Annotated in this window: 21 protein-coding genes; 10 read left to right on the forward strand and 11 right to left on the reverse strand. The window is 72.3% G+C overall.

All coding sequences use genetic code 11. The features are described 5' to 3' along the window. Window positions 1–24 precede the first annotated feature (24 nt). Window positions 25–555: an alkyl hydroperoxide reductase gene (locus tag SXIM_RS18135; RefSeq protein WP_030737528.1), complete on the reverse strand. Its 531-nt coding sequence runs from the start codon at window positions 553–555 to the stop codon at window positions 25–27. 10 nt (window positions 556–565) lie between these two features. Beyond that, entirely contained in the window at window positions 566–1,120 is a 555-nt protein-coding gene (locus SXIM_RS18140; RefSeq protein ID WP_030737525.1) for a peroxiredoxin, read from the reverse strand. Window positions 1,121–1,291: 171 nt separating this feature from the next. Between SXIM_RS18140 and SXIM_RS18145 the strand changes: the two genes are divergently transcribed. Next, a complete protein-coding gene (locus SXIM_RS18145) occupies window positions 1,292–2,224 on the forward strand; it encodes a hydrogen peroxide-inducible genes activator (RefSeq protein ID WP_078635796.1) in 933 nt (310 codons plus the stop codon). On the opposite strand, the gene SXIM_RS18150 is transcribed toward SXIM_RS18145, so the two are convergent. Both SXIM_RS18150 and SXIM_RS18155 read right to left on the reverse strand, forming a co-directional pair. After that, window positions 2,211–2,537: a type II toxin-antitoxin system antitoxin gene (locus SXIM_RS18150; RefSeq protein WP_046724687.1), complete on the reverse strand. Its 327-nt coding sequence runs from the start codon at window positions 2,535–2,537 to the stop codon at window positions 2,211–2,213. The two genes, SXIM_RS18145 and SXIM_RS18150, sit on opposite strands and share 14 nt — an antisense overlap. Next, on the reverse strand, window positions 2,534–3,475 hold the full coding sequence (locus tag SXIM_RS18155) for an SPFH domain-containing protein (RefSeq protein WP_030737515.1): 942 nt from the start codon (window positions 3,473–3,475) through the stop codon (window positions 2,534–2,536). Before SXIM_RS18155 ends, SXIM_RS18150 begins: the two co-directional genes overlap by 4 nt. A 115-nt stretch (window positions 3,476–3,590) precedes the next feature. On the opposite strand from SXIM_RS18155, the gene SXIM_RS18160 reads away from it, so the two are divergent. Beyond that, a complete protein-coding gene (locus SXIM_RS18160; protein ID WP_030737513.1) occupies window positions 3,591–4,280 on the forward strand; it encodes a DUF1707 SHOCT-like domain-containing protein in 690 nt (229 codons plus the stop codon). Between the two features lie 212 nt (window positions 4,281–4,492). Beyond that, on the forward strand, window positions 4,493–4,846 hold the full coding sequence (locus tag SXIM_RS18165; RefSeq protein ID WP_030737511.1) for a WhiB family transcriptional regulator: 354 nt from the start codon (window positions 4,493–4,495) through the stop codon (window positions 4,844–4,846). A 111-nt stretch (window positions 4,847–4,957) separates the two neighbouring features. Here SXIM_RS18165 and glpX read toward each other — a convergent pair whose 3' ends face one another. Continuing rightward, entirely contained in the window at window positions 4,958–5,989 is a 1,032-nt protein-coding gene (gene glpX / locus SXIM_RS18170) for a class II fructose-bisphosphatase (protein ID WP_030737510.1), read from the reverse strand. A 148-nt stretch (window positions 5,990–6,137) separates the two neighbouring features. On the opposite strand from glpX, the gene SXIM_RS18175 reads away from it, so the two are divergent. After that, window positions 6,138–6,758: a DUF4245 domain-containing protein gene (locus SXIM_RS18175; protein WP_234306976.1), complete on the forward strand. Its 621-nt coding sequence runs from the start codon at window positions 6,138–6,140 to the stop codon at window positions 6,756–6,758. 12 nt (window positions 6,759–6,770) lie between these two features. Here SXIM_RS18175 and SXIM_RS18180 read toward each other — a convergent pair whose 3' ends face one another. The 3 genes from SXIM_RS18180 to xseA all read right to left on the reverse strand — a co-directional run bounded on the left by SXIM_RS18180 (window position 6,771) and on the right by xseA (window position 8,994). Further along, on the reverse strand, window positions 6,771–7,364 hold the full coding sequence (locus SXIM_RS18180; protein WP_030737506.1) for a malonic semialdehyde reductase: 594 nt from the start codon (window positions 7,362–7,364) through the stop codon (window positions 6,771–6,773). Between the two features lie 113 nt (window positions 7,365–7,477). After that, entirely contained in the window at window positions 7,478–7,756 is a 279-nt protein-coding gene (locus SXIM_RS18185; protein ID WP_030737504.1) for an exodeoxyribonuclease VII small subunit, read from the reverse strand. After that, on the reverse strand, window positions 7,753–8,994 hold the full coding sequence (gene xseA / locus SXIM_RS18190) for an exodeoxyribonuclease VII large subunit (RefSeq protein WP_043178529.1): 1,242 nt from the start codon (window positions 8,992–8,994) through the stop codon (window positions 7,753–7,755). Before xseA ends, SXIM_RS18185 begins: the two co-directional genes overlap by 4 nt. A 90-nt stretch (window positions 8,995–9,084) precedes the next feature. Here xseA and SXIM_RS18195 point away from each other — a divergent pair, with 90 nt between their 5' ends. Further along, on the forward strand, window positions 9,085–10,095 hold the full coding sequence (locus SXIM_RS18195) for a 4-hydroxy-3-methylbut-2-enyl diphosphate reductase (RefSeq protein ID WP_030737500.1): 1,011 nt from the start codon (window positions 9,085–9,087) through the stop codon (window positions 10,093–10,095). Here the strand turns inward: SXIM_RS18195 and SXIM_RS18200 are convergent, their stop codons facing one another. After that, window positions 10,096–10,572, reverse strand: coding sequence for a DUF6542 domain-containing protein (locus tag SXIM_RS18200; protein WP_148236134.1), 477 nt, complete (start codon window positions 10,570–10,572; stop codon window positions 10,096–10,098). Between the two features lie 199 nt (window positions 10,573–10,771). Here SXIM_RS18200 and ychF point away from each other — a divergent pair, with 199 nt between their 5' ends. Next, window positions 10,772–11,860, forward strand: coding sequence for a redox-regulated ATPase YchF (ychF, locus tag SXIM_RS18205; RefSeq protein ID WP_030737494.1), 1,089 nt, complete (start codon window positions 10,772–10,774; stop codon window positions 11,858–11,860). A gap of 153 nt (window positions 11,861–12,013) precedes the next feature. Here the strand turns inward: ychF and SXIM_RS18210 are convergent, their stop codons facing one another. Beyond that, window positions 12,014–12,721: an alpha/beta hydrolase gene (locus SXIM_RS18210; protein WP_046724688.1), complete on the reverse strand. Its 708-nt coding sequence runs from the start codon at window positions 12,719–12,721 to the stop codon at window positions 12,014–12,016. 157 nt (window positions 12,722–12,878) lie between these two features. After that, window positions 12,879–13,385, reverse strand: a complete 507-nt coding sequence (locus SXIM_RS18215) for a MarR family winged helix-turn-helix transcriptional regulator (RefSeq protein WP_030737490.1) — start codon at window positions 13,383–13,385, stop codon at window positions 12,879–12,881. A 73-nt stretch (window positions 13,386–13,458) separates the two neighbouring features. Here SXIM_RS18215 and SXIM_RS18220 point away from each other — a divergent pair, with 73 nt between their 5' ends. The 4 genes from SXIM_RS18220 (at window position 13,459) to SXIM_RS18235 (ending at window position 20,676) form a co-directional block, all read left to right on the forward strand. Continuing rightward, on the forward strand, window positions 13,459–15,618 hold the full coding sequence (locus SXIM_RS18220) for an MMPL family transporter (RefSeq protein WP_030737488.1): 2,160 nt from the start codon (window positions 13,459–13,461) through the stop codon (window positions 15,616–15,618). 346 nt (window positions 15,619–15,964) lie between these two features. Further along, a complete protein-coding gene (locus SXIM_RS18225; protein ID WP_030737486.1) occupies window positions 15,965–16,147 on the forward strand; it encodes a hypothetical protein in 183 nt (60 codons plus the stop codon). A 135-nt stretch (window positions 16,148–16,282) separates the two neighbouring features. Beyond that, window positions 16,283–19,372, forward strand: a complete 3,090-nt coding sequence (locus SXIM_RS18230) for a lantibiotic dehydratase (RefSeq protein ID WP_046724689.1) — start codon at window positions 16,283–16,285, stop codon at window positions 19,370–19,372. Continuing rightward, window positions 19,369–20,676, forward strand: coding sequence for a lanthionine synthetase C family protein (locus SXIM_RS18235; RefSeq protein ID WP_053116244.1), 1,308 nt, complete (start codon window positions 19,369–19,371; stop codon window positions 20,674–20,676). Before SXIM_RS18230 ends, SXIM_RS18235 begins: the two co-directional genes overlap by 4 nt. Window positions 20,677–20,709: the final 33 nt, after the last annotated feature.

Genomic DNA, 20,709 nt, shown 5'->3' on the forward strand with positions numbered 1-20,709 from the left:
GGGCAGGCCGTGGCACGGGGCCGCTCAGGCGAGGGCGGCCTCGGCGTCCAGGGTGGTGGCGACCGCCTGGACGACGGCAGCGATCTTGAACGCCTCCTGGATGGTCTCCCGGTCGACGCCGGCCTTGCGCAGCACCTGCTCGTGCGAGTCCAGGCACTGGCCGCAGCCGTTGATGGCGGAGACCGCGAGCGACCACAGCTCGAAGTCGACCTTCTCCACGCCCGGGTTGCCGATGACGTTCATCCGCAGCCCGGCGCGCAGGGTGCCGTACTCCGGGTCGCTCAGCAGGTGGCGGGTGCGGTAGAAGACGTTGTTCATCGCCATGACGGCGGCGGCCGACTTGGCGGCGGTGTACGCCTCCTCCGACAGGTTCTCGCGCGCCTGCGGCTCCAGCTCACGCAGCACGAGCGCCGAGCGGGCGGCGATGGCGCAGGCGAGCACGGTGCCCCACAGCTGCTGCTGGGGCAGGGGCGAGTTGCCTATGACGGAGCCGAGGTTCAGCTTCAGATCCTTGGCGTACGCCGGGACGGACGCCTTCAGTTCGTCGAGAGCCATGAGGTGTGCCTCACGCGCCCGCGAGCAGCGCGACCGGGTCCAGGGTGGTCTCGCCCTTGGTCCAGTTGCAGGGGCACAGCTCGTCGGTCTGCAGCGCGTCCAGCACCCGCAGGACCTCCTTGGGGTTCCGGCCGACGGAGCCCGCGGTGACCATGGTGAACTGGATCTCGTTGTTCGGGTCGACGATGAAGACGGCCCGCTGGGCGAAGCCGTCCTCGCCCTGCACACCGGCGGCACGCATGAGCTCGTGCTTGGAGTCGGCGAGCATCGGGAAGGGCAGGTCGCGCAGGTCGGCGTGGTCCTTGCGCCAGGCGTGGTGCACGAACTCGGAGTCACCGGAGACGCCGAGGATCTGGGCGTCGCGGTCCGCGAACTCCTCCTCCAGCTGCCCGAAGGCGGCGATCTCGGTGGGGCACACGAAGGTGAAGTCCTTCGGCCAGAAGAACACGACGCGCCACTTGCCCTCGTAGGTCTTGTGGTCGATCTGCGCGAACGCGCTCTCGGCGTCGAGGCTGACGCAGGCGGTGAGGTCGTACTCGGGGAACTTGTCGCCGACGGTGAGCAACTCGGTCTCCTTGTGGTGCTGAGGGTGTGCTGCCGGGGCTGCCGGGGGGCTTCCCTGACGGTCTGGGCGGGCACTACGCTGCCATATCGGCCATTGATCTCAGAAATAGCTAGACTCGTCGTGATTAATCGGAGGTAGTTATCAGTGGCCGGTACGACGGGTCCCGCGGGCATGCCGAGACAGCCCACATTCGCGCAGCTGAGAGCGTTCGCCGCGGTGGCGGAGCACCTGCACTTCCGGGAGGCGGCAGCCGCCATCGGGATGAGCCAGCCGGCGCTTTCCGGCGCCGTCGCCGCGCTGGAGGAAACCCTCGATATCACCCTCTTGGAGCGCACCACCCGCAAGGTGCTGCTCTCCCCGGCCGGCGAACGGCTGGCCGTACGGGCCCGCTCCGTGCTGGAGACCGTACGGGAGCTGGTGGAGGAGGCCGAGGCCGCCAGGGCGCCGTTCACCGGGGCGCTGCGGCTGGGAGTCATCCCCACCTGCGCGCCGTATCTGCTGCCGACCGTGCTGCGGCTGATCCGCGAGGAGTTCCCCGACCTGGAGCCACGGGTGCACGAGGAGCGCACCGCGGAGCTGCTGGAGGGGCTCACCCGCGGGCGGCTGGACGCACTGCTGCTCGCCGTTCCCCTGGGGCATCCGGGAGTGACTGAACTGCCGCTGTATGACGAGGACTTCGCGCTCGTCCTGCCGCACGGCCATCCGCTGGCCGGGCGCCGCGACATCCCGCGCGCCGCGCTGCGCGACCTCGACCTGATCCTGCTGGACGAGGGGCACTGCCTGCGCGATCAGGCACTGGAGATCTGCCAGGAGGCGGGGCGCGAGGCGGGGGCCACCATGGCGGCCGGCGCGGCCGGGCTCTCCACGCTGGTGCAGCTGGTGGCGGGCGGCCTGGGGGTGACCCTGCTGCCGCGCACCGCCCTGAAGGTGGAGACGGCGCGCAGCGAGGAGCTGGCCACCGGGTTCTTCGCCGATCCGGCGCCCACCCGGCGGATAGCGCTGGTGATGCGCACCGGGACGGCGCGTGCGGAGGAGTTCGAGACGCTGGCGCGCGCCCTGCGCCGGGCACTGCGCCCGCTGCCGGTGCGCATCAGCCGTCCTTAGCGCCCGCCCCGTCGCCCTTGCCCTCGTCCTCGCCCGCGAGCCTGCGGCTCTGCCGGGGCGGCCGGCCGCGCCGTGCGGGCGGGCGGGCGTCGCCCGGCAGCCGCCCGGCCTCCCGCATCGCCTGCCGCAGCAGATAGTCGATCTGCGCGTTGGTGCTGCGCAGCTCGTCCGCGGCCCAGCGCGCGAGCGCGTCGTGGACGGCCGGGTCGAGCCGCAGCAGCACCTGCTTGCGAGCGGGGCGCGCGGTCCGCGCGGGGCGTTCGGGCGGCCCGGGTGGCTCGGGTGGCTCGGAGGGCTCCGCGGGGTCCGTCACTGGTAGAGGGACCCGGCGTTCAGTACGGGCTGGGGCGAGTGGTTGCCGCACAGCACGACCAGCAGATTGGAGACCATCGCGGCCTTGCGCTCCTCGTCCAGCTCGACGATGTCGAGGTCGGTGATGCGGGCGAGCGCCGTCTCGACCATGCCGCAGGCGCCCTCCACGATCGTCTCCCGGGCCGCGACCACGGCACCGGCCTGCTGGCGCTGGAGCATCGCGGAGGCGATCTCGGGGGCGTAGGCGAGGTGCGTGAACCGGGCCTCGATGATCCGTACCCCGGCGGCCTGCACCCGCGCCGTCAGCTCCACGGCCAGCTTCTCGGTGATCTCCTCGGCGTTGCCGCGCAGCGACAGTTCGTCCTCGCCGTGCGCGTCGTAGGGGTACTCGATGGCGATGTGCCGCAGCGCGGACTCGGTCTGGGTGGAGACGAACTCCACGAAGTCGTCCACCTCGAAGCTGGCCTGCGCGGTGTCCTCGACCTTCCAGACGATGACCCCGGCGAGTTCGATCGGGTTGCCGTGCGCGTCGTTGACCTTCAGGACCGCGGTCTCGTGGTTGCGCACCCGGGTGGAGATCTTGGTGCGGGTGGTCAGCGGGTTGACCCAGCGCAGCCCGTCCTTGCGGATGGTGCCCGAGTAGCGGCCGAAGAACTGCACCACCCGCGCCTCACCGGGGGCGACCATGTTGAGCCCGCTCATCATGAACACCGAGACCAGGAAGAGCAGCGAGCCCCCGACGATGAGCAGCACGCCCACACCGACGGATTCGTTGTTGGCGAGGACGACGCCGCCGATGCCCGTGCCGATGCTCGCCACGGTGCCCAGGAAGGTGAGCAGCAGGGCGAGCCCGCCCGGAATGCTGTGCGCGGGCGTCTCCCTGACCCGGGGTTCGGGCATCTCGGGTGTGTCGACGATGAGTTCACTGCCAGTGGTCATGGTGTCCCCGTTCCTGTCACGGCGGCCGGTGCGGCCGTGGCCAACATTAGCAATGTGATAGCACTTTATGGCAAGGGGGTGGTCGCGATGTATCGCGAATCGGTAGCCTGAGGGGGTGACTTCCGAAAAGCCCCCCGCCGTGCCGCTGGCCAAGCCCGCCGCACCCGCCCCCGTGCCGCACGCCGGGCCCGATTCCGTACGTGCCTCCGACGCGGACCGGGACCGGATCGCGGACATCCTGCGCGAGGCGCTGGCCGAGGGCCGGCTGGACGCGGAGGAGCATTCCGAGCGCATCGAGTCCGTCTACCGGGCCAAGACCCTGGGCGAACTGGAGCCGCTGATCCGCGATCTGCCCGCCGGGCAGCGCACCGCCCCGCCGCCCCCGGGCCCCGCCCCGCACCATTCCCCGCCGCACGGCCGCCAGGTGATGGTGCCGGAGGGTCCGCGCAACGTGGTCGCTGTCTTCAGCGCCGCCAACCGGGCCGGCCGCTGGCGGATCGGACTGCGCACGGTGGCCTCCGCGGTCTTCGGCAGCGTCGAACTCGACCTGACCGAGGCGATCTTCGACCAGCCCTACGTGACCATCGACGCCACCGCCGTCTTCGGCAGCGTGGAGATCAAGGTCCCGGAGAACGTCACCGTGCGCACCGGTGGCACCGGGGTGCTGGGCAGCTTCGAAGTGGTGGAGATGGTCTCCGGTGACCCGGGCGCCCCGGTGATCATGGTCAAGGGCGCGGCCGTCTTCGGATCCGTCGAGGCGCGGCCGGTGCCGGGCAAAGCGGTGCGTAATCTCCGTCATGCCTGATATGTCCGGCTGATGTGACGGATGCGGACGCCCGTGTGGTTGCTCCGTGCATAAGCACGCGTACAGCGGGTAGGGCTCGGGGGACCGTCACTCGTATGGCCGCGCGAGGTGGGAAAGGCACTCTCCATTCAGTTGGGGACTGGTCCGGTCCGGGTGAGGGTCTCTTAGCCAGCCATGAGCGACCCCCGGTAGCCGTCGTCAGGAGTTTGACTGTGCTGCAATCGTCACCGCCCCAAGAGTCCCAGTGGTCACCGGCCGTCCCGGCTCAGCGCAGTTCGAGAGACCTGGCGGGGCCATGGCACTCCGAGGCAGCGTGCCGGCGGGATGAGGCAGGACTCTTCTTCGCCCCCTCCCAGGAGCCCACCGCGGCCCGGCTCTCCCGTGAACAGGCCGCCAAGGCCGTGTGCGCGCGCTGTCCGGTGCTGCTCGAATGCCGGGAGCACGCGCTGCTCCAGCCCGAGCCGTACGGGGTGTGGGGCGGCCTGACCGCCGCCGAACGCCGCGTGGTGCTCAGCAGGCGCCGCCGCCGCGAGGCCACCAGCGGCAGCAGCACGCGCGTCGCCTGACCGGTCCCCCGCACCGGCCGGGCACGCCACCCGCCGGCCGGCCCGCACCCGTGCGCGGGCCGGCCCCCGGGAGCCGGCCGTCCCACCCCGGCCCGCTCCTTCCGTACGGGCTCACTTGCCCCGGTCGAAGTCCACCGCGCTGTACGCGCGCAGCTTGGACAGCCGGTGCGTGGAGTCGATCTGCCGGATGGTGCCCGAGCGCGAACGCATCACCAGCGACTGGGTGGTGGCCGTCTCGGGCCGGTAGCGCACCCCGCGCAGCAACTCGCCGTCCGTGATGCCGGTCGCCACGAAGAAGACGTTCTCCCCGCGCACCAGGTCGTCCGTGTGCAGCACCCGGTCCAGATCGTGTCCGGCGTCCAGCGCCGCCCGCTTCTCCGTCTCGTCCTTGGGCCACAGCTTGCCCTGGATGGTGCCGCCCAGGCACTTGATGGCACAGGCCGCGATGATGCCCTCCGGGGTCCCGCCGATGCCCAGCAGCAGGTCGGCCCCGGTGCCCTCGCGCACACTCATGATGGCGCCGGCCACGTCCCCGTCCGAGATCAGCTTCACCCGGGCACCCGCCTCACGGACCTGCCGCACCAGGTCGTCGTGGCGCGGCCGGTCCAGGATCACCACGGTCACATCGCCCGGCGCACCGCCCTTCGCCTTGGCGACCCGGCGTACGTTCACGGCGGGCGGCGCGTCGATGTCCACGAACTCGGCGGCCTCGGGCCCGGTCGCCAGCTTGTCCATGTAGAACACCGCGCTCGGGTCGAACATCGCGCCGCGCTCGGCCACCGCCAGCACCGAGACCGCGTTGCCCATGCCCTTGGCGGTCAGCGTCGTCCCGTCCACCGGGTCCACGGCCACATCGCACTCGGGGCCGGTGCCGTCGCCCACCCGCTCGCCGTTGTACAGCATCGGGGCCTCGTCCTTCTCCCCCTCGCCGATGACGACCACGCCGTTCATCGACACGGTGGAGACCAGCGCCCGCATGGCCTTCACGGCGGCGCCGTCCGCGCCGTTCTTGTCGCCCCGGCCCACCCAGCGGCCCGAGGCCATCGCCCCGGCCTCGGTGACCCGAACCAGCTCCAGGGCCAGGTTGCGGTCGGGTGCCTCGGGAGCCACTTCGAGCGGCTGCGGAAGATGATGGTCGGGCATCGGTACGCACCTTTCTGCGCGGCTTGGCCGCTGGATGAGGGTGCTCATGACTTTAGCCGGGATTCGTACACCTGAGCAGAGTGCCCATCTGATGAGCGACCCCGGGGGTGGTTCCGCGCCCGTCCGGGGCATACGGGACGATGGACGGGTGGCGAGCGATGCGGACGTGACCGAGAAGAGCGAGCAGACCGGCCCGGCGGACGGGGCCCCGGTGGCGGAGGCGCAGGCGCCGCCCAAGCGGCCCAAGCTGAAGACGGCCCGCGACATGGTGCTGTCCATGGCGGTGATCACGGCCGTGTCCTTCGGGCTGTACCTGTTCGCCCCCGGCGGTGACGCCGGCGCGGACCCGGTCAAGCCCATCAGCTACGAGGCCGAGGCCGATCTCGCGGCCCGCGCCGCCCCCTACGCACTGCTCGCCCCCGAGGGGCTGCCGGACGACTGGCGTGCCACCTCGGTGCGGTACCGGGCCACCGACCCGTTCGGCGCCACCTGGAAGCTCGGCTTCGTGGACCCGGACAACGAGTACGCCGGACTCGTCCAGGCCAACGGCGACCCCGCCCCCTTCGTCGCCGACGCCACCCAGGGCGCCGAGGACACCGGTGAGACCGTGTCCGTGGGCGGCGAGGAGTGGGCCTGGTACGAGGGGACCCGGTACGACGCCCTCGTGCTGGAGGGGGCGGAGGTGACCACCGTGGTCACCGGCACCGCCCCCCGCGCACAGCTGACGGAGCTGGCCGGATCGCTGCGGGTCAGGTCCGCCGGGCAGTGAGCCGCAAGGGACTCACAGCACGCTGACCGCCTCGGCGTACTCCAGACGCGGCTTGCGCGGGAGGAACGCGTCGGGGCCGGGGCGGCCGATGTTCACCACCAGCAGCGCCTTCTGCCGGCCGTCGCCGAAGAACTCCTTGTCGACGCCCTGCGCGTCGAAGCCGCTCATCGGGCCGGCCGCCAGTCCCGCCGCCCGCACGCCCAGCAGGAAGTACCCGGCCTGGAGCGTCGCGTTGAAGCTGCCGTGCCGCTCGCGCAGCTCCGCCTCCCCGTACATGTCGTCCTTGAGGGTGGGCCGCGCCGGCAGCAGCCGGGGCAGCTTCTCGTGGAAGTCCAGGTCCACCGAGAGGATGGCCGTCAGCGGCGCGCTGCCGGTCTTGTCCCGGTTGCCCCGCGACATCAGCGGCAGCAGCCGCTCCCTGGCCTCGCGCGAGCGCAGCAGGGTGATCCGCAGCGGCGACTGGTTGAACGCGGTCGGCGCCAGCTTGATCAGGTCGTACACCGCCTGGATCTGCTCCTCGCTCACCGGCTCCCCGGTGAACGTGTTGGCGGTGTGCGCCTCGCGGAACAGCAGATCCTGCGCGGTGGGGTCCAGGGCGAGGGTCATCGGGACGGCGCCTTTCATCGGGAGTACGGGACCCGGGGCCGTGCCACCGGGCCGGGGGAGACTTCCCCGCCCCGCCAACCCCGACGCGTCCGTCCGCTATTCCCTCGTGTCCGTCATTCCTCCCGCTCCGCGCCCCCTCCGGCGGCCTCCGCCGCCTCCTCCGCCCGCAGGGCCTGGTCGAGCCTGGCCCGGGCGCCGGCCAGCCAGCCGGCGCAGATCTTCGCCAGTTCCTCGCCGCGCTCCCACAGCGCCAGGGACTCCTCCAGAGTGACCCCGCCCGCTTCCAGCCGGCGGACCACATCGATCAGCTCGTCCCGCGCCTGCTCGTAGCTGAGCGCCGGGTCCGTGCCCGCTTCCGCCATGTCCGCCACCTCGTGTCCGCCGTCCGTCATCGCTGTCCCGCCCGTCCCTGCTCCTGATCCGGTTCGTCCACCGTCACCGTGAACGCTCCCTCGGCCACCCGTGCCCGCAGCGTCTCACCGGACGCCACCTCGGCCGGGTCCCGCACCGCCGCGCCGTCCGCGCGCTGGAGCACGGCGTAGCCGCGCCGCAGGGTGGCCGCCGGCGACAGCGCCACCACCCGCGCCCTGGTGTGCGTCAGATCGGCCTCCGCCCGCTCCAGGAGATGCCCCAGGGTGCGCCGTGACCTGGCCACCAGGGCCTCGATCTCCTCCGCCCGCCCGGCGATCATCCGCTGCGGCTCGGCCAGCACCGGCCGGCTGACCGCCGCCGCCAGACCCCGCTCCTCACGGTCCAGGTACGTCTCCAGCACCCACCGCCCGCGCTCGCGCAACTGCCGCACCCGGGACTGCTCCTCGCCCACATCGGGCACCGTCCGCTTGGCGGCGTCGGTGGGCGTGGAGGCCCGCAGGTCCGCCACCAGGTCCAGCAGCGGCGAGTCCGGCTCGTGCCCGATAGCCGAGACCACCGGCGTACGGGCCGCGGAAACCGCCCGGATCAGCGCCTCGTCCGAGAACGGCAGCAGATCCTCCACACTCCCGCCGCCCCGCGCCACGATGATCACATCGACCTCGGGGTCGGCGTCCAGCCCCTGGAGCGCCTCGATGACCTGCGGAACGGCGTGCACCCCCTGCACCGCCACATTGCGCACCGCGAACCGCACCGCCGGCCACCGCAGCCGGGCGTTCTGCAGCACATCGCGCTCGGCCGCCGACGCCCGCCCGGTGACCAGCCCCACGCACCCGGGCAGAAACGGCAGCGGGCGCTTGCGCTCGGGCGCGAACAGACCCTCGGACGCCAGCGACTTCTTCAGTGCTTCGAGCCGCGCCAGCAACTCCCCGACGCCCACCGCCCGCAGATCGGTCGCCCGCAGCGACAACTGCCCACGCGGGGCGTACCACTCCGGCTTGCCGAACACCACCACCCGCGCGCCCTCGCCGATGACATCCGCCACACGATCGAACACACCTCGGAAACAGGTGACCGTCAGCGAGATGTCGTGGGACGGGTCGCGCAACGTGAGGAACACCACGCCCGCTCCCGGCCTGCGCGAGATCTGGGTGATCTGCCCCTCCACCCACACCGCGCCCAGCCGGTCGATCCACCCGCCGATCAGCCGGGACACCTCGCCGACCGGCATCGGCTGCTCCGCCGTCGTCTGTACCGCCATGCCCGCAACGCTAGCGCCGCCCACCGACAGTTCCCGCCCACCGCCCCCGGAGCGCCCGCACCGCCGCCCGCCCGCGGGGCCCTGCGTACGATGGGAGACATGGCCGACCCAGCACTTCCCGCCACCGCCGAGCCCGCCCGCCGCGTCCTGCTCGCCGCCCCCCGGGGCTACTGCGCGGGCGTGGACCGCGCCGTCCTCGCCGTGGAAGCGGCCCTCGAACAGTACGGCGCCCCGATATACGTCCGGCACGAGATCGTCCACAACAAGTACGTGGTACAGACGCTGGAGCGCAAAGGCGCCGTCTTCGTCGAGGAGACCGCCGAGGTCCCCGAGGGCTCCATCGTGATCTTCTCCGCGCACGGAGTCGCCCCCGAGGTGCACCGGGAGGCCGAGCGCGGCAAGCTCGCCACCATCGACGCCACCTGCCCGCTGGTCACCAAGGTGCACAAGGAAGCGGTGCGGTTCGCCCAGGACAACTACCAGATCCTGCTCATCGGCCACGAGGGCCACGAGGAGGTCATCGGCACCAGTGGCGAGGCCCCCGAGCACATCACCCTGGTCGACGGTCCCGCCGACGCCGCCACGGTCCAGGTGCCCGACCCCGACAAGGTCGTGTGGCTCTCCCAGACCACCCTGTCGGTCGACGAGACGATGGAGACGGTGGACGCCCTCAAGGGGCGCTTCCCCAACCTGCTCAGCCCGCCCAGCGACGACATCTGCTACGCCACGCAGAACCGCCAGCTGGCCATCAAGCAGGTGGCGGCCGACGCCGACCTGGTGCTGGTGGTCGGCTCGAAGAACTCCTCGAACTCCGTCCGGATGGTGGAGGTCGCCCTCGGCGCGGGCGCCGGCGCCGCGCACCTGGTGGACAACGCCTCCGAGATCGACGAGGCATGGCTGAGCGGCGTCACCACCGTGGGCCTGTCCTCCGGCGCCTCGGTGCCCGAGGTGCTGGTCGAGGGCGTGCTGGAGTGGCTCTCCGAGCGTGGCTACGCCGACGTCGAGCTGGTGCAGCCCACCGAGGAGCACATCCAGTTCTCGCTCCCCAAGGAACTGCGCCGCGACCTGCGCGCCGAGGCCGCCGCGAAGGCCGCGGGCTGACTAGCGCGAGGCGGCGGCCCGGCGCCGCCGCCTCCTGATCCGGCCGACGGCCACCCCGATCGCGCGCAGCAGCGCCAGACCGGCGGCGGTGGCCGTCCCGCCGAACAGCCACGGCGCGCGCAGCGCCAGCTCGGTGACGGCGGCCATCGGCCCCAGGGTGGTGACCAGCCCGATCGCGAAGGCGATGGGGGCGGCCACCGGGGCACAGATGAGATCGGCCGGCCGTACCCACAGCGCCGCGACGGCACAGGCGAGGATGAACAGCACCCCGTACAGGGAAGGGGCGCCGCCCATCGGCTCGCACAGCCAGGCGGCGCCGACCATCGCGACGGTGGCCAGCACCCCGCAGCCGAGTCCGGTCAGCCGGGGACGGGGGAGTCGGGAGAGTGCCGCCAGCACGGGGGGCACGGGGCGGGTACGCGGGCGGTTCCGCATCGCCGCCTGCCCGGCGGGCCGGGGCACACTCGTCCGCACCACGGCGGGATACTGCCGAGGGTGCTCGGTTGTGTGCGTACTGTATTCCACGGGTCCAACGTAAGCCGCCGGACAGGGGCCAGGCGGGTATGGACACGCTTGACGTTCCATATGACTGTGCGCCCGGAGTCGCGGTAGCCCTCGTGCCCGCGCCCGTAGACTGGACGACGGCCCTTTTCTCCTCGCTACGGGAAGTCGTCACGTGTCGCTCACGATCGGAATCGTCGGTCTGCCGAATGTCGGCAAGTCGACCCTGTTCAACGCCCTGACCAAGAACGACGTGCTGGCGGCCAACTATCCGTTCGCCACCATCGAGCCGAACATCGGCGTGGTCGGCGTGCCGGACGCCCGGCTGGGCGAGCTGGCCAAGGTCTTCGGCTCCCAGCGCCAGCTGCCGGCCACGGTGGACTTCGTCGACATCGCCGGGATCGTGCGCGGCGCCAGCGAGGGCGAGGGCCTGGGCAACAAGTTCCTGGCGAACATCCGCGAGTCGGACGCCATCTGCCAGGTCATCCGGGCCTTCAAGGACGAGAACGTCATCCATGTGGACGGCAAGGTCTCGCCCAAGAGCGACATCGAGACGATCGACACCGAGCTGATCCTGGCCGACCTCCAGACCGTGGAGAAGGTGCTGCCCCGCCTCCAGAAGGAGTCGCGGATCAAGAAGGACCGGCTGCCGGTGGTCAAGGCGGTCGAGGAGGCCCAGGCCATCCTGGAGGACGGCCGCACCCTGTTCTCGGCCGGCATCATCCAGGGCAGCGAGCGCGCCGAGCCGCTGCGCGAGCTGCACCTGCTGACCGTCAAGCCGTTCCTGTACGTCTTCAACGTGGACGAGGACGAGCTGACCGACGAGACCTTCAAGGACGAGCAGCGGGCGCTGGTGGCCCCGGCCGAGGCGGTCTTCCTGAACGCCAAGCTGGAGGCCGACCTCGCCGAGCTGTCCGACGAGGACGCGCTGGAGCTGCTGGAGTCGGTGGGCCAGGACGAGCCGGGCCTGGCGAAGCTGGCCCGGGTCGGCTTCGAGACGCTGGGCCTGCAGACCTACCTGACGGCCGGCCCCAAGGAAGCCCGCGCCTGGACCATCCCCAAGGGCGCCACCGCCCCGGAGGCGGCCGGTGTCATCCACACCGACTTCCAGAAGGGCTTCATCAAGGCGGAGGTCATCTCCTACGAGGACCTGATCGCCACCGGCTCCACGGCCGAGGCCCGCGCCCAGGGCAAGGCCCGGGTGGAGGGCAAGGACTACGTGATGCGCGACGGCGACGTGGTGGACTTCCGCTTCAACGTCTGACCGGATGGCATGGGGGTCGGGCTCGGTCGAGTCCGCCCCCTTCGTCGTCGCCGTGCCGGAGGGGTACGGGGCGGCGATCAGGTGTCGTGGACAGTTGACCGGTGTCCTACGTGCACGACCCAGAGCACCAACTCTGCGGTGTCGATGCCGGGTTCATCGTGTCGGGTCCGGGCTGGAATCCGGGGGGCGGGGAGCCGTCGGCAGGCCGGCCAGGAGGTTCGTGACGGTGCAGGCCACGGTGCGGTGCCAGTGGTCGCTGCGGCGGAGCATCGCGTGGTCCCCACCGGTCACCGGGGTGAACTCGGCCCGTGCGCCCGCGGCGCGGGCCCGGTCGACGAAGGACGCGGACGCACGGGGGTCGGTGATCCGGTCGCGGTCGCCGTGCAGCACGACGACGTGCTTCCCCTTCAGGTGCTCGACCGGTTCGCCGTCGGGGCACCAGGGTGCCAGTGCCAGGACGTCCGTGACCTGTGGTGTGTCCGCGGCGCGCAGTGCGGCACGGCCGCCCATCGAGTGGCCCACGAGGATCGTGGGGAGGCCCGGGAAGCGCTCGGAGAGTTCCGCCAGCGCCCGGCGGGTGTCCCGCAGCGGGTCTTCTTCCCGGCCGTTCCAGCCCCGCACCCGGTAGCGGACGCTGCCGATGAGGACATCGTCCCGGGCTGCGCCCGCCACCGTACGGATGAAGGGGCGCATCCGCAGGGCTGCCAGGTGCCAGGGGCGTGACCGGTCCCTGCTGTCGGTCCGGCCGCCGTGCAGGAAGAGGACGGCGGCCCCGGGGCCGGCGGGTGCGCGGCGGATCAGCAGGGCCGGCCTGTGCGCGGATGCTCCTCCGGGAGCGGGGGAGTGAGCCTGTCGTGCCATGCCTGTACCTCTTTCGTCCTGGAGCCGATCCTGACAGGAGCGCCGGTCCACGGATGATCCGAGGCCGTGCGCCCGGTGGCTTGGTCTGCTGAGGGCGAGAGGGGGAGAGGGGGGAGGTCAAAGCCTCGTGCGGCCCGACGGGTACGCGGGCGGGGGGTCAGGGCCGCTGGTCGCGGATGCCGACGAGTTCTTCGTTGAGGGAGGACAGGAAGCCGCCGATGGCGCGCCGTTCGGCGTCGGAGAACGGGGTCATCGCCGTGGCCGTGACGGTGGCCAGGGGCTGGAAGAACTCGCGGGCTACGCGTTTGCCCTCGGGCGCGTAGTGGAGGTGGACCACGCGCCGGTCCTGGGCGTCGCGGGTGCGCCGGATGTGGCCGGCGCGTTCCAGGCGGTCCAGGCACGCGGTCATGGCGCCGGAGGTGAGGTTGAGCCGGGCCCGCAGCCGCCCGGGGGTCATCGGCTCGCCGCCGTTGTCCGGGCCCTCGTCCAGGATGCTGATCAGTGCCTGGACATCGGTGGGATGCAGGCCCTGGTCGTGGGCGAACGCGTGGATGAGCCGGTTGAACTCGCCCGTCATCCGCCGCAGCAGTACGGCGTAGCTGCGCAGCGTGCCCGGATCCGCGGGGGAGGCGGAAGGGGACGGGGGCTGGTTCGGCGGCGGCATGCCCCCAGCGTAATATCTCTCAATGGCCGAGATAGTTCACGGCAAAGATAGATTCGCCATGACGAGGAGCAGCATGAACGGGCCGTCACGTGCCACCAGATGGGGTATCCCCCTGATCCTGCTCGCCCTGTGGCTGGGCATCGGCGGGGTGCTCGGCCCGTTCGCCGGGCGGCTGGGCGAGGTCTCCACCAACGACCAGGCCGCCTTCCTGCCGCAGAGCGCGGAATCCACCCGGGTCATCGAGGAGCAGCGGGCCTTCGACCAGGACGGCACCCTGCCGGCGATCGTGGTGTGGACCGCCACCGACGGCGGTCCGCTGCCCGAGGGCGCCGCGGCCGTCGCCGGGGCGGCCCTGGCCGCCCTGGAGGGTGAGCCCGGGGTGCTCGGTGTCTCACCCGCCCTGCCCTCGGAGGACGGCGAGGCCCTGCAGGGCGTCGTCCAGCTGCCCCCCGACCTCGGGGAGGAGCTGGAACCGGTCCTCGAATCCGTCCGGGAGGCCGTCACCGTACCCGGCGGACTGACGGCACTGATCGGCGGTCCCGCGGCCAGCCAGGTCGATCTCTCCGGCGCCTTCGCCGGCATCGACGGCCTGCTGCTGGGGGTGGCCGTGATCACCGTGCTGCTCATCCTGCTGCTCGTCTACCGCAGTGTGCTGCTCCCGCTGGCCATCATCACCGGCGCGGTTCTCGCCCTGGCCCTGGCCTGCGCCGTGGTCTACGCGCTCGCCGACCGCGACATCGTGCGGGTGGACGGCCAGGTGCAGGGCATCCTGTCGATCCTGGTGATCGGCGCGGCCACCGACTACGCGCTGCTGTACACCGCCCGGTTCCGCGAGGAGCTGGTCGCCGGCCGGGACCGTTTCCCGGCGGCGCTGCGGGCCGCGCGCAACTCGGCCGGGGCCATCGTCGCCAGCGCCGCCACCGTCGCCCTCGGACTGCTGGCCCTGCTGCTGAGCGACCTCACCAACAACCAGGCCCTGGGCCCGGTCGGCGCCATCGGCATCGCCTGCGCCGTGCTCAGCACCCTGACCTTCCTGCCCGCCGTGCTCATCCTGCTGGGCCGCTCCGCGTACTGGCCGGCCCGGCTGCCCCGTACGGCCGCCCCCGCCGCCGGGAACGAGCCCGCCGCCACCACCGAGGTTCCGGAACCGGCGGGCGGCGCGGGCGTGTGGCAGCGCGTCGCCGCCCTGGTCGACCGCGCGCCCAGGAAGGTGTGGGCGACGACCCTCGCCCTGCTCGTGGCCTGCGCCGCGTTCGCCCCGCTGCTGGACTCGCGCGGGGTGCCGCTGGAGGAGACCTTCATCCGTGACGCCCCCTCGGTGACCGCCCAGGCGGTGCTGAGTGAGCACTTCCCCGGCGGCTCCGGGAACCCGGCCGTGGTCATCGCCGCGGCCGACGCCGTGACAGAGGTGACCCAGGCCGCCACCGCCACCGCCGGGGTGGACTCGGCCACGCCCGTGACCGCCTCCGGTGCCCCCGGCGGCGAGCCGCTGGTCGTCGACGGCCGGGTGCGGATCAACGTCACCCTGGCGGACCCGGCCGACAGCCGGGCGGCGGAGCAGACCGTCGAGCGGCTGCGTGACACGCTGGGCGAGGTGCCCGGGGCCGACGCGCTGGTCGGCGGCTACACGGCGCAGCAGTACGACACCCAGGCCACCGCCGCCTCGGACCGGCTGCTGATCGTCCCGGTCGTCCTGGTGATCATCGTGCTGGTCCTGGTGGGGCTGCTGCGCTCGCTGCTGATGCCGGTGCTGCTGGTGGCCACCGTGGCGCTGAACTACCTCGCCACGCTGGGCATCTCTGCGCTGGTCTTCCAGTACCTGTTCGGTTTCAGCGGCACGGACGCCTCCGTCCCGCTGTACGGCTTCGTCTTCCTGGTGGCGCTGGGGGTGGACTACAACATCTTCCTGATGTCCCGGGTCCGCCAGGAGACGGTCCTGCACGGTACGCGGCAGGGGCTGCTGCGCGGGCTGATCTCCACCGGCGGGGTCATCACCTCCGCCGGAGTGGTGCTGGCGGCGACCTTCGCGGCGCTGCTCGTCATCCCGCTCGCGTTCCTCGCCCAGCTGGCCTTCATCGTGGCGTTCGGGGTGCTGATGGACACGCTCGTGGTCCGCTCGCTGCTGGTACCCGCCCTGGTGCGGGACATCGGCCCCCGCTCGTGGTGGCCGGCCCGCCCCGGCGGCGCGGCGGACGCGGCCGGTGACCGGGAGAAGACCCCGGCCGGCGTCTGACGCCGACCGGCCCCGACGGCCGGGTCACCCGCTGCGGAAGCGGGTGACCCGGCCGACGCATGTGTGGGGATTCCGTGGCCCCTCGTATCTCTTTCTTTTCCGGTTCCTGCTGCGCACCCCGGATCAACCGGCGGTACACGCTCCGGTCAGTCGTTAAACCCCGTGTACCTAGCAACAAGTTGTCATGGTGGGCGGTAAACAGTGATTTCCGTCCCCGGTGCACCTCTTGACACCACTCGTTACGCATCCGTAGGCTCCCGCACTGTTGTTCATTTCCCTGGCTTTATCGCCGGGTAAAGGGAATTGATACAGCGTTCGCTTACAAGTCAACGAAGGAGTCAGATCCATGGGTGCTGACCTCATCACCGCGGCGGCGAATGAGGAACTGTCCGACCTCGACCTCGACCTCACGTTCGCCCCGAACGACGAAAACACGCATGTCATGCTGGCCTGCGCCGTCGACAGCATGGGCAACAACGTCAACACGTCCCGGGGGATCATCCCCCAGGCGCCGGTCTGCTGCGCCTGACCGACAGACAGGGTCGGCCCACGGGCGGAAAGGAGAGGAAACTCTCCGGGCCCGTGGGCCCGCCCACTGATTCCGGGCGGGGAGAGGTAAGAGCGGGAACACATGACGGGAACGTATTTCACCGCAGAAGAACCCATGCTTCTGCGCGTCTCCACCCTTCCGCGCGAAGGGATTTCCGGGCTGCTGCCGCAGACGGCGGTCTCCGGTGAAATGTCGGAAGAACAGCTCGTTTCCTATGTCCGGCAATTGGCGTCCCACGCCGTTCTCCGAGAATCCGTCGCGATCTCCAGCGGATCGCTGAGCCACACACTGGACAAGATCGAGCACGGCGCGCTCCCTTCCCGCAAGAAGCTGCTCGGCACGGCCATCTCGCTCACCAAGTACGCGCTGCGCCTGACCGGACGCCCCACCCCCTTCGGGATTCAGGCCGGAGTGTCGATCGCGACCGCCGCCGAGCGGGCCGCCGTCCGCCGCACCGTCCCCACCAAGCGGGTGAGTCACGACGCGCGCTGGGCGGAGCGGGCCACCGGGCTGCTCCTGGCGGACGACGGGGTACGGAACGCGCTGACCGTCGTCGCCAACGACCTGTGCCTGCTGCGCGGCGGCCGGCTCGTGCTGCCCTACGCGCGCGGTGCCGACACCACCGGCGACCAGGCCGCCACGAGCCGGAACGGCAGCGTCTCGGTACGGGTGACCCGGCTGCTGTCCGCCGTCCTGGCCGCCACCAGGACCCCCGCGACCTACCGCGACCTGGTGCGCGACACCGTCCGGGACTTCCCCGAACTGACGGGGGAGCGTGTCGACGGCTATCTGCGGGAACTGATCGGCCGCGAGGTGCTGCTGACCTCCCTCGACACCCTGGACTTCGGCGGCGCGATCCCCGGCGCGGCCGGCACCGGGCTGCCCGCCGCCCTGCCCGGGGTCGCGGAGGCCGTGCGGCGCTACACGGAGCAGGACCTGGGCCGGGGCCGCGCCGCCTTCGAACACGCCGCCGCCACGGCTCGCGACGCGGTCGGCGCGGCGGAGAACCCGCTCCAGGTGGACCTCGGGACGGACATCGAAGCCACCCTGCCCCACCAGGTCCTGCGCGAGGTCGAGAGCTACGCCTCCACGCTGTGGCGCATCGCGCCCGAGGTGCCCTCGCACCCGCACATGACGGCGTACTTCGACGCTTTCGTCGACCGCTACGGCCGGTACGGCGCGGAGCGCCTGGAGACCCTGGTCGACTCCCACCGGGGACTGGGCTTCCCCACCGGCTACCTCCACCCCCGCGTGGAGCCCAGCGGCCTCGGCGCGTACCAACGGCCCGTCCCCGAGGAGGAGAACCGGGAACGGTACGAGGTCACCGCCGAACTCCTGCACCGCGCACTGCGCGGCGGACGGGGCGAAGTCACCCTCGGCCCGGCCGAGATCGAGCGGCTGGCCCGGCACTCCACGAGCGAGGCCCCGCCCTCCTCCATGGACCTGTGCTTCCAGCTGCTGTCGCCGGGCCTGGCGGAACTCACCGCAGGCGACTTCACCCTCGTCGCCTCCCCCCTCGTCGGCTCCCGCGTCATCGGCGCCACCCTGGGACGCTTCGCCGAGCTGACCGGACACACCGAGGCGATCGCCGCGCTGTGCACGGACGCCCGCTCCGCGCCGCCGGACACCCTGTACGCGCAGGTCATGTTCCGGCCCAGCAACCTCCGCGCCCGCAACGTCATGCGCACCCCGCGGCTCTCTCCCCACACCCTGCCGGTCGGCACCTTCCCCGGCCGCGACGCGGGCGCCATCGACTGGCGCGAGCTGATCGTGTACTGCGACGGGCGCGCCCTGCGGCTGTACTGGGAACGGGCCGGCCGTCATGTCCAGCCCTTCGTCCCGCACATGCTGGCCCTCGCCGAACGCGCCCCGAACCTCGCCCGGTTCCTCAGCGAACTCCGGTACACCAGTGGCACCAAGCCCTGGACCCCCTGGTCCTGGGCGGGCTTCGAGGCCATGCCCGACCTGCCGCGGGTCCGCGTCGGGCGCGTCATCGCCTTCCCCCGCACCTGGCGCCCCACCGCCGCACTGCGGCAGGCCGCACAGCACAAGGACACCTGGGAGCGCGGCCTGCGCGCCTGGCGGGAGCGGGCACAGATCCCCGGCGCGGTGAGCGTGGCGCGCGTGGACCGGGTCTACCCCATCGACCTCGACAACGCCTTCCACGGCGAGATGTTCCGGCGCGACGTGCTCAAGGGCGGCGTCATGGTCACCGAGACCACCGGTGCGAAGGAGCGGGACAGCGGCTGGCTGGACGGCCGCAGCAACGAGATCGTGGTCCCGCTGCGCAGCGCGCGCCGCCCCGCGCCCACCCGTGCCTTCACCCGTGACCTGGCCCGTACGGTGTTCGCGCAGCCGCGCCACGAACCGGGCGGGGAGTGGGCCTACGTCCAGGTCCACGCCGACACCTCGGCCCACAGCACGTTCCTCTCCCGCCATCTGCCCCAGGTCGTAAGGGCGGTCGCGGCGGACACCGACCGGTGGTTCTTCCTGCGGTTCGGCTCCCCGGGCCCGCACCTGCGGCTGCGTTTCCTCCGCAGATCCCCCGAGGTCGGCACCCGGCTGCTGGACTCGCTGCTGACCGCGCTGAGCACGGTGCGCGCCTCCCACGCCTTCCGGGAGGTGACCGTCCACACCTACGAGCCGGAGATCAGCCGGTACGGCGGGCCCGAGGCGCTGCCACTGGCCGAGCGTGTCTTCTGCACCGACAGCCAGACCGCCGTCAACCAGATCGGCCTGCTGGAGGGCGGCGCGGGCGCGGCCATGGGGCCGGTGACCCTGCTGGCCGCCAACCACGCCTGCCTGCTGACCGCCCTGGGCTTCGACTGGCCCGCGTGGGCCGCGAAGCAGTTCCCGCGCAGCCGGGACGGAGAGGTCTCGCGCGCGGAGATCGACGCCGCCCGCGACCTGATCACCGCGCACGGCACCGCGCGCCGGGTCGCCGAGGTCCTGCCGGCCGCCAACCTCGAACAGGCCTGGACCGGGAACGTGGCGGCCAAGGAGTACGGCGAGCTGCTGTGGCACCCGTCCTCCGCCCTCACCCCGGTGCAGCGCGATCACGCCGTCCTCAGCCTGCTGCACATGCAGCACAACCGGCTCATCGGCAGCGACGAGCACAGCGAGCGGCGCGCGCTCACGCTGCTGGGGCACGTGGCCCGGGGGCTCGCGCATCCCGGCGGGCCGGGACAGGGGGGAACGGAGTGAACCCGACGCCCACCCGAGCCGATCCGCACACCGGGGCAGCCGGAATCACGGCGGAGGTCGTCCGCCGGCTGCGCGAGCCCGGCCGGATCCTGGACCACTTCACCGCCTCGCCCGACACCGCCCTGTGGACGCCCCAGACCCGGCACACCCTCGGCAGGGGCCTGGCGGGGACGGCGCTGTTCCTGGACCACACAGAGGCGGGCGGCCAGGACACCGGCGCCGCCGCGCACGCCCACCTGACGGCCGTCGCCCGCTGGCTGGGCCGGATCCCCGCGCTCAACGCCGGCCTGCACACGGGCCTCGCCGGCATCGGCCTCGCCGCCCACGGCCGCGCCGCCCGGACCGGTGGCTACACCACCTTCCTGGACCGGCTGGACCGGGCGCTGACCGCCATGGCCGCCTCCCAGCACGAGGCCGCGGCGGCCCCGCTGTCCACCCTGGCCGGGCACGACATCATCGTCGGCCTGACCGGCACCGGACGGTACGCCCTGCTGCGCGGCGCCCCCCTGCGCCCGGTGCTGGAGAGCGTCCTCGCCGCGCTGGTCCGGCTGACGGAACCCGTGGCCACCGAGGGCGGTTCCGTCCCCGGGTACTGGAGCCTGAGCCGCCCCCGCGGGGAGCCCGTGACCCGCGCGCGGGAGGGCCATCTCAACCTGGGGCTCTCGCACGGGATCGCCGGCCCGCTCGCCCTGCTGTCCCTCGCCCTGGAGGCGGGCGTGCGCGTACCGGGGCAGCGGGAGGCCATCGAGCGGATCGCGCGGGTGTACGTGGAGCGGCACCGCGCCGACCCGTACGGCCTCCACTGGCCCAACCTGCTGACCTGGGACGACTGGCACCACGCCGGGGCGGGAGCCGGCCGGGGCCGGGTCGCCTGGTGCTACGGCGGTCTGGGCATCGCCTGCGCCCTGCGGCTCGCCGCCCGCGCCACCGGCCGCGCGGACCTGGCGGAGCTGGCGGCACAGGCCGTGGCGGCGATGATCCGCGTGCCGGCCGGGGAGTGGGGGATCACGGACGCCTCCCTGTGCCACGGCTGGGCCGGGGCGCTGAACTGCCTGAAGTTCTTCGCCACCGGGGAGCACGCCACCGCGGTCGCCCGGACCAGGGAGCACCTGGCCGAGCGGATCGTGCGGCACTTCGAGCCGGGATCCGCGTTCGGCTACCGGTACCCGGAGCAGGGCAGCGGCCGGCCCATCGACGCTCCCGGATTCCTCGACGGCGCCGCCGGCGTGGCCCTCGCGCTGGACGCCCACACCCGCGGCGACACGGCACCGGCCGCCTGGGACGCCGCGCTCCTGCTGGCCTGACCGAACACCGTTCCTGCGAAGAGGTGATGAGAG

This window comes from Streptomyces xiamenensis (assembly GCF_000993785.3).
Taxonomy (GTDB): Bacteria; Actinomycetota; Actinomycetes; order Streptomycetales; family Streptomycetaceae; genus Streptomyces; species Streptomyces xiamenensis.

Coding starts and splice junctions, on each gene's coding strand:
- SXIM_RS18135 (WP_030737528.1), bottom strand. CDS start 555: ATGGCTCTCGACGAACTGAAGGCGTCCGTCCCGGCGTACGCCAAGGAT.
- SXIM_RS18145 (WP_078635796.1), top strand. CDS start 1,292: ATGCCGAGACAGCCCACATTCGCGCAGCTGAGAGCGTTCGCCGCGGTG.
- SXIM_RS18155 (WP_030737515.1), bottom strand. CDS start 3,475: ATGACCACTGGCAGTGAACTCATCGTCGACACACCCGAGATGCCCGAA.
- glpX (WP_030737510.1), bottom strand. CDS start 5,989: ATGCCCGACCATCATCTTCCGCAGCCGCTCGAAGTGGCTCCCGAGGCA.
- SXIM_RS18180 (WP_030737506.1), bottom strand. CDS start 7,364: ATGACCCTCGCCCTGGACCCCACCGCGCAGGATCTGCTGTTCCGCGAG.
- SXIM_RS18185 (WP_030737504.1), bottom strand. CDS start 7,756: ATGACGGACGGCGGACACGAGGTGGCGGACATGGCGGAAGCGGGCACG.
- xseA (WP_043178529.1), bottom strand. CDS start 8,994: ATGGCGGTACAGACGACGGCGGAGCAGCCGATGCCGGTCGGCGAGGTG.
- SXIM_RS18195 (WP_030737500.1), top strand. CDS start 9,085: ATGGGAGACATGGCCGACCCAGCACTTCCCGCCACCGCCGAGCCCGCC.
- SXIM_RS18210 (WP_046724688.1), bottom strand. CDS start 12,721: ATGGCACGACAGGCTCACTCCCCCGCTCCCGGAGGAGCATCCGCGCAC.
- SXIM_RS18215 (WP_030737490.1), bottom strand. CDS start 13,385: ATGCCGCCGCCGAACCAGCCCCCGTCCCCTTCCGCCTCCCCCGCGGAT.
- SXIM_RS18220 (WP_030737488.1), top strand. CDS start 13,459: ATGAACGGGCCGTCACGTGCCACCAGATGGGGTATCCCCCTGATCCTG.
- SXIM_RS18225 (WP_030737486.1), top strand. CDS start 15,965: ATGGGTGCTGACCTCATCACCGCGGCGGCGAATGAGGAACTGTCCGAC.
- SXIM_RS18230 (WP_046724689.1), top strand. CDS start 16,283: ATGCTTCTGCGCGTCTCCACCCTTCCGCGCGAAGGGATTTCCGGGCTG.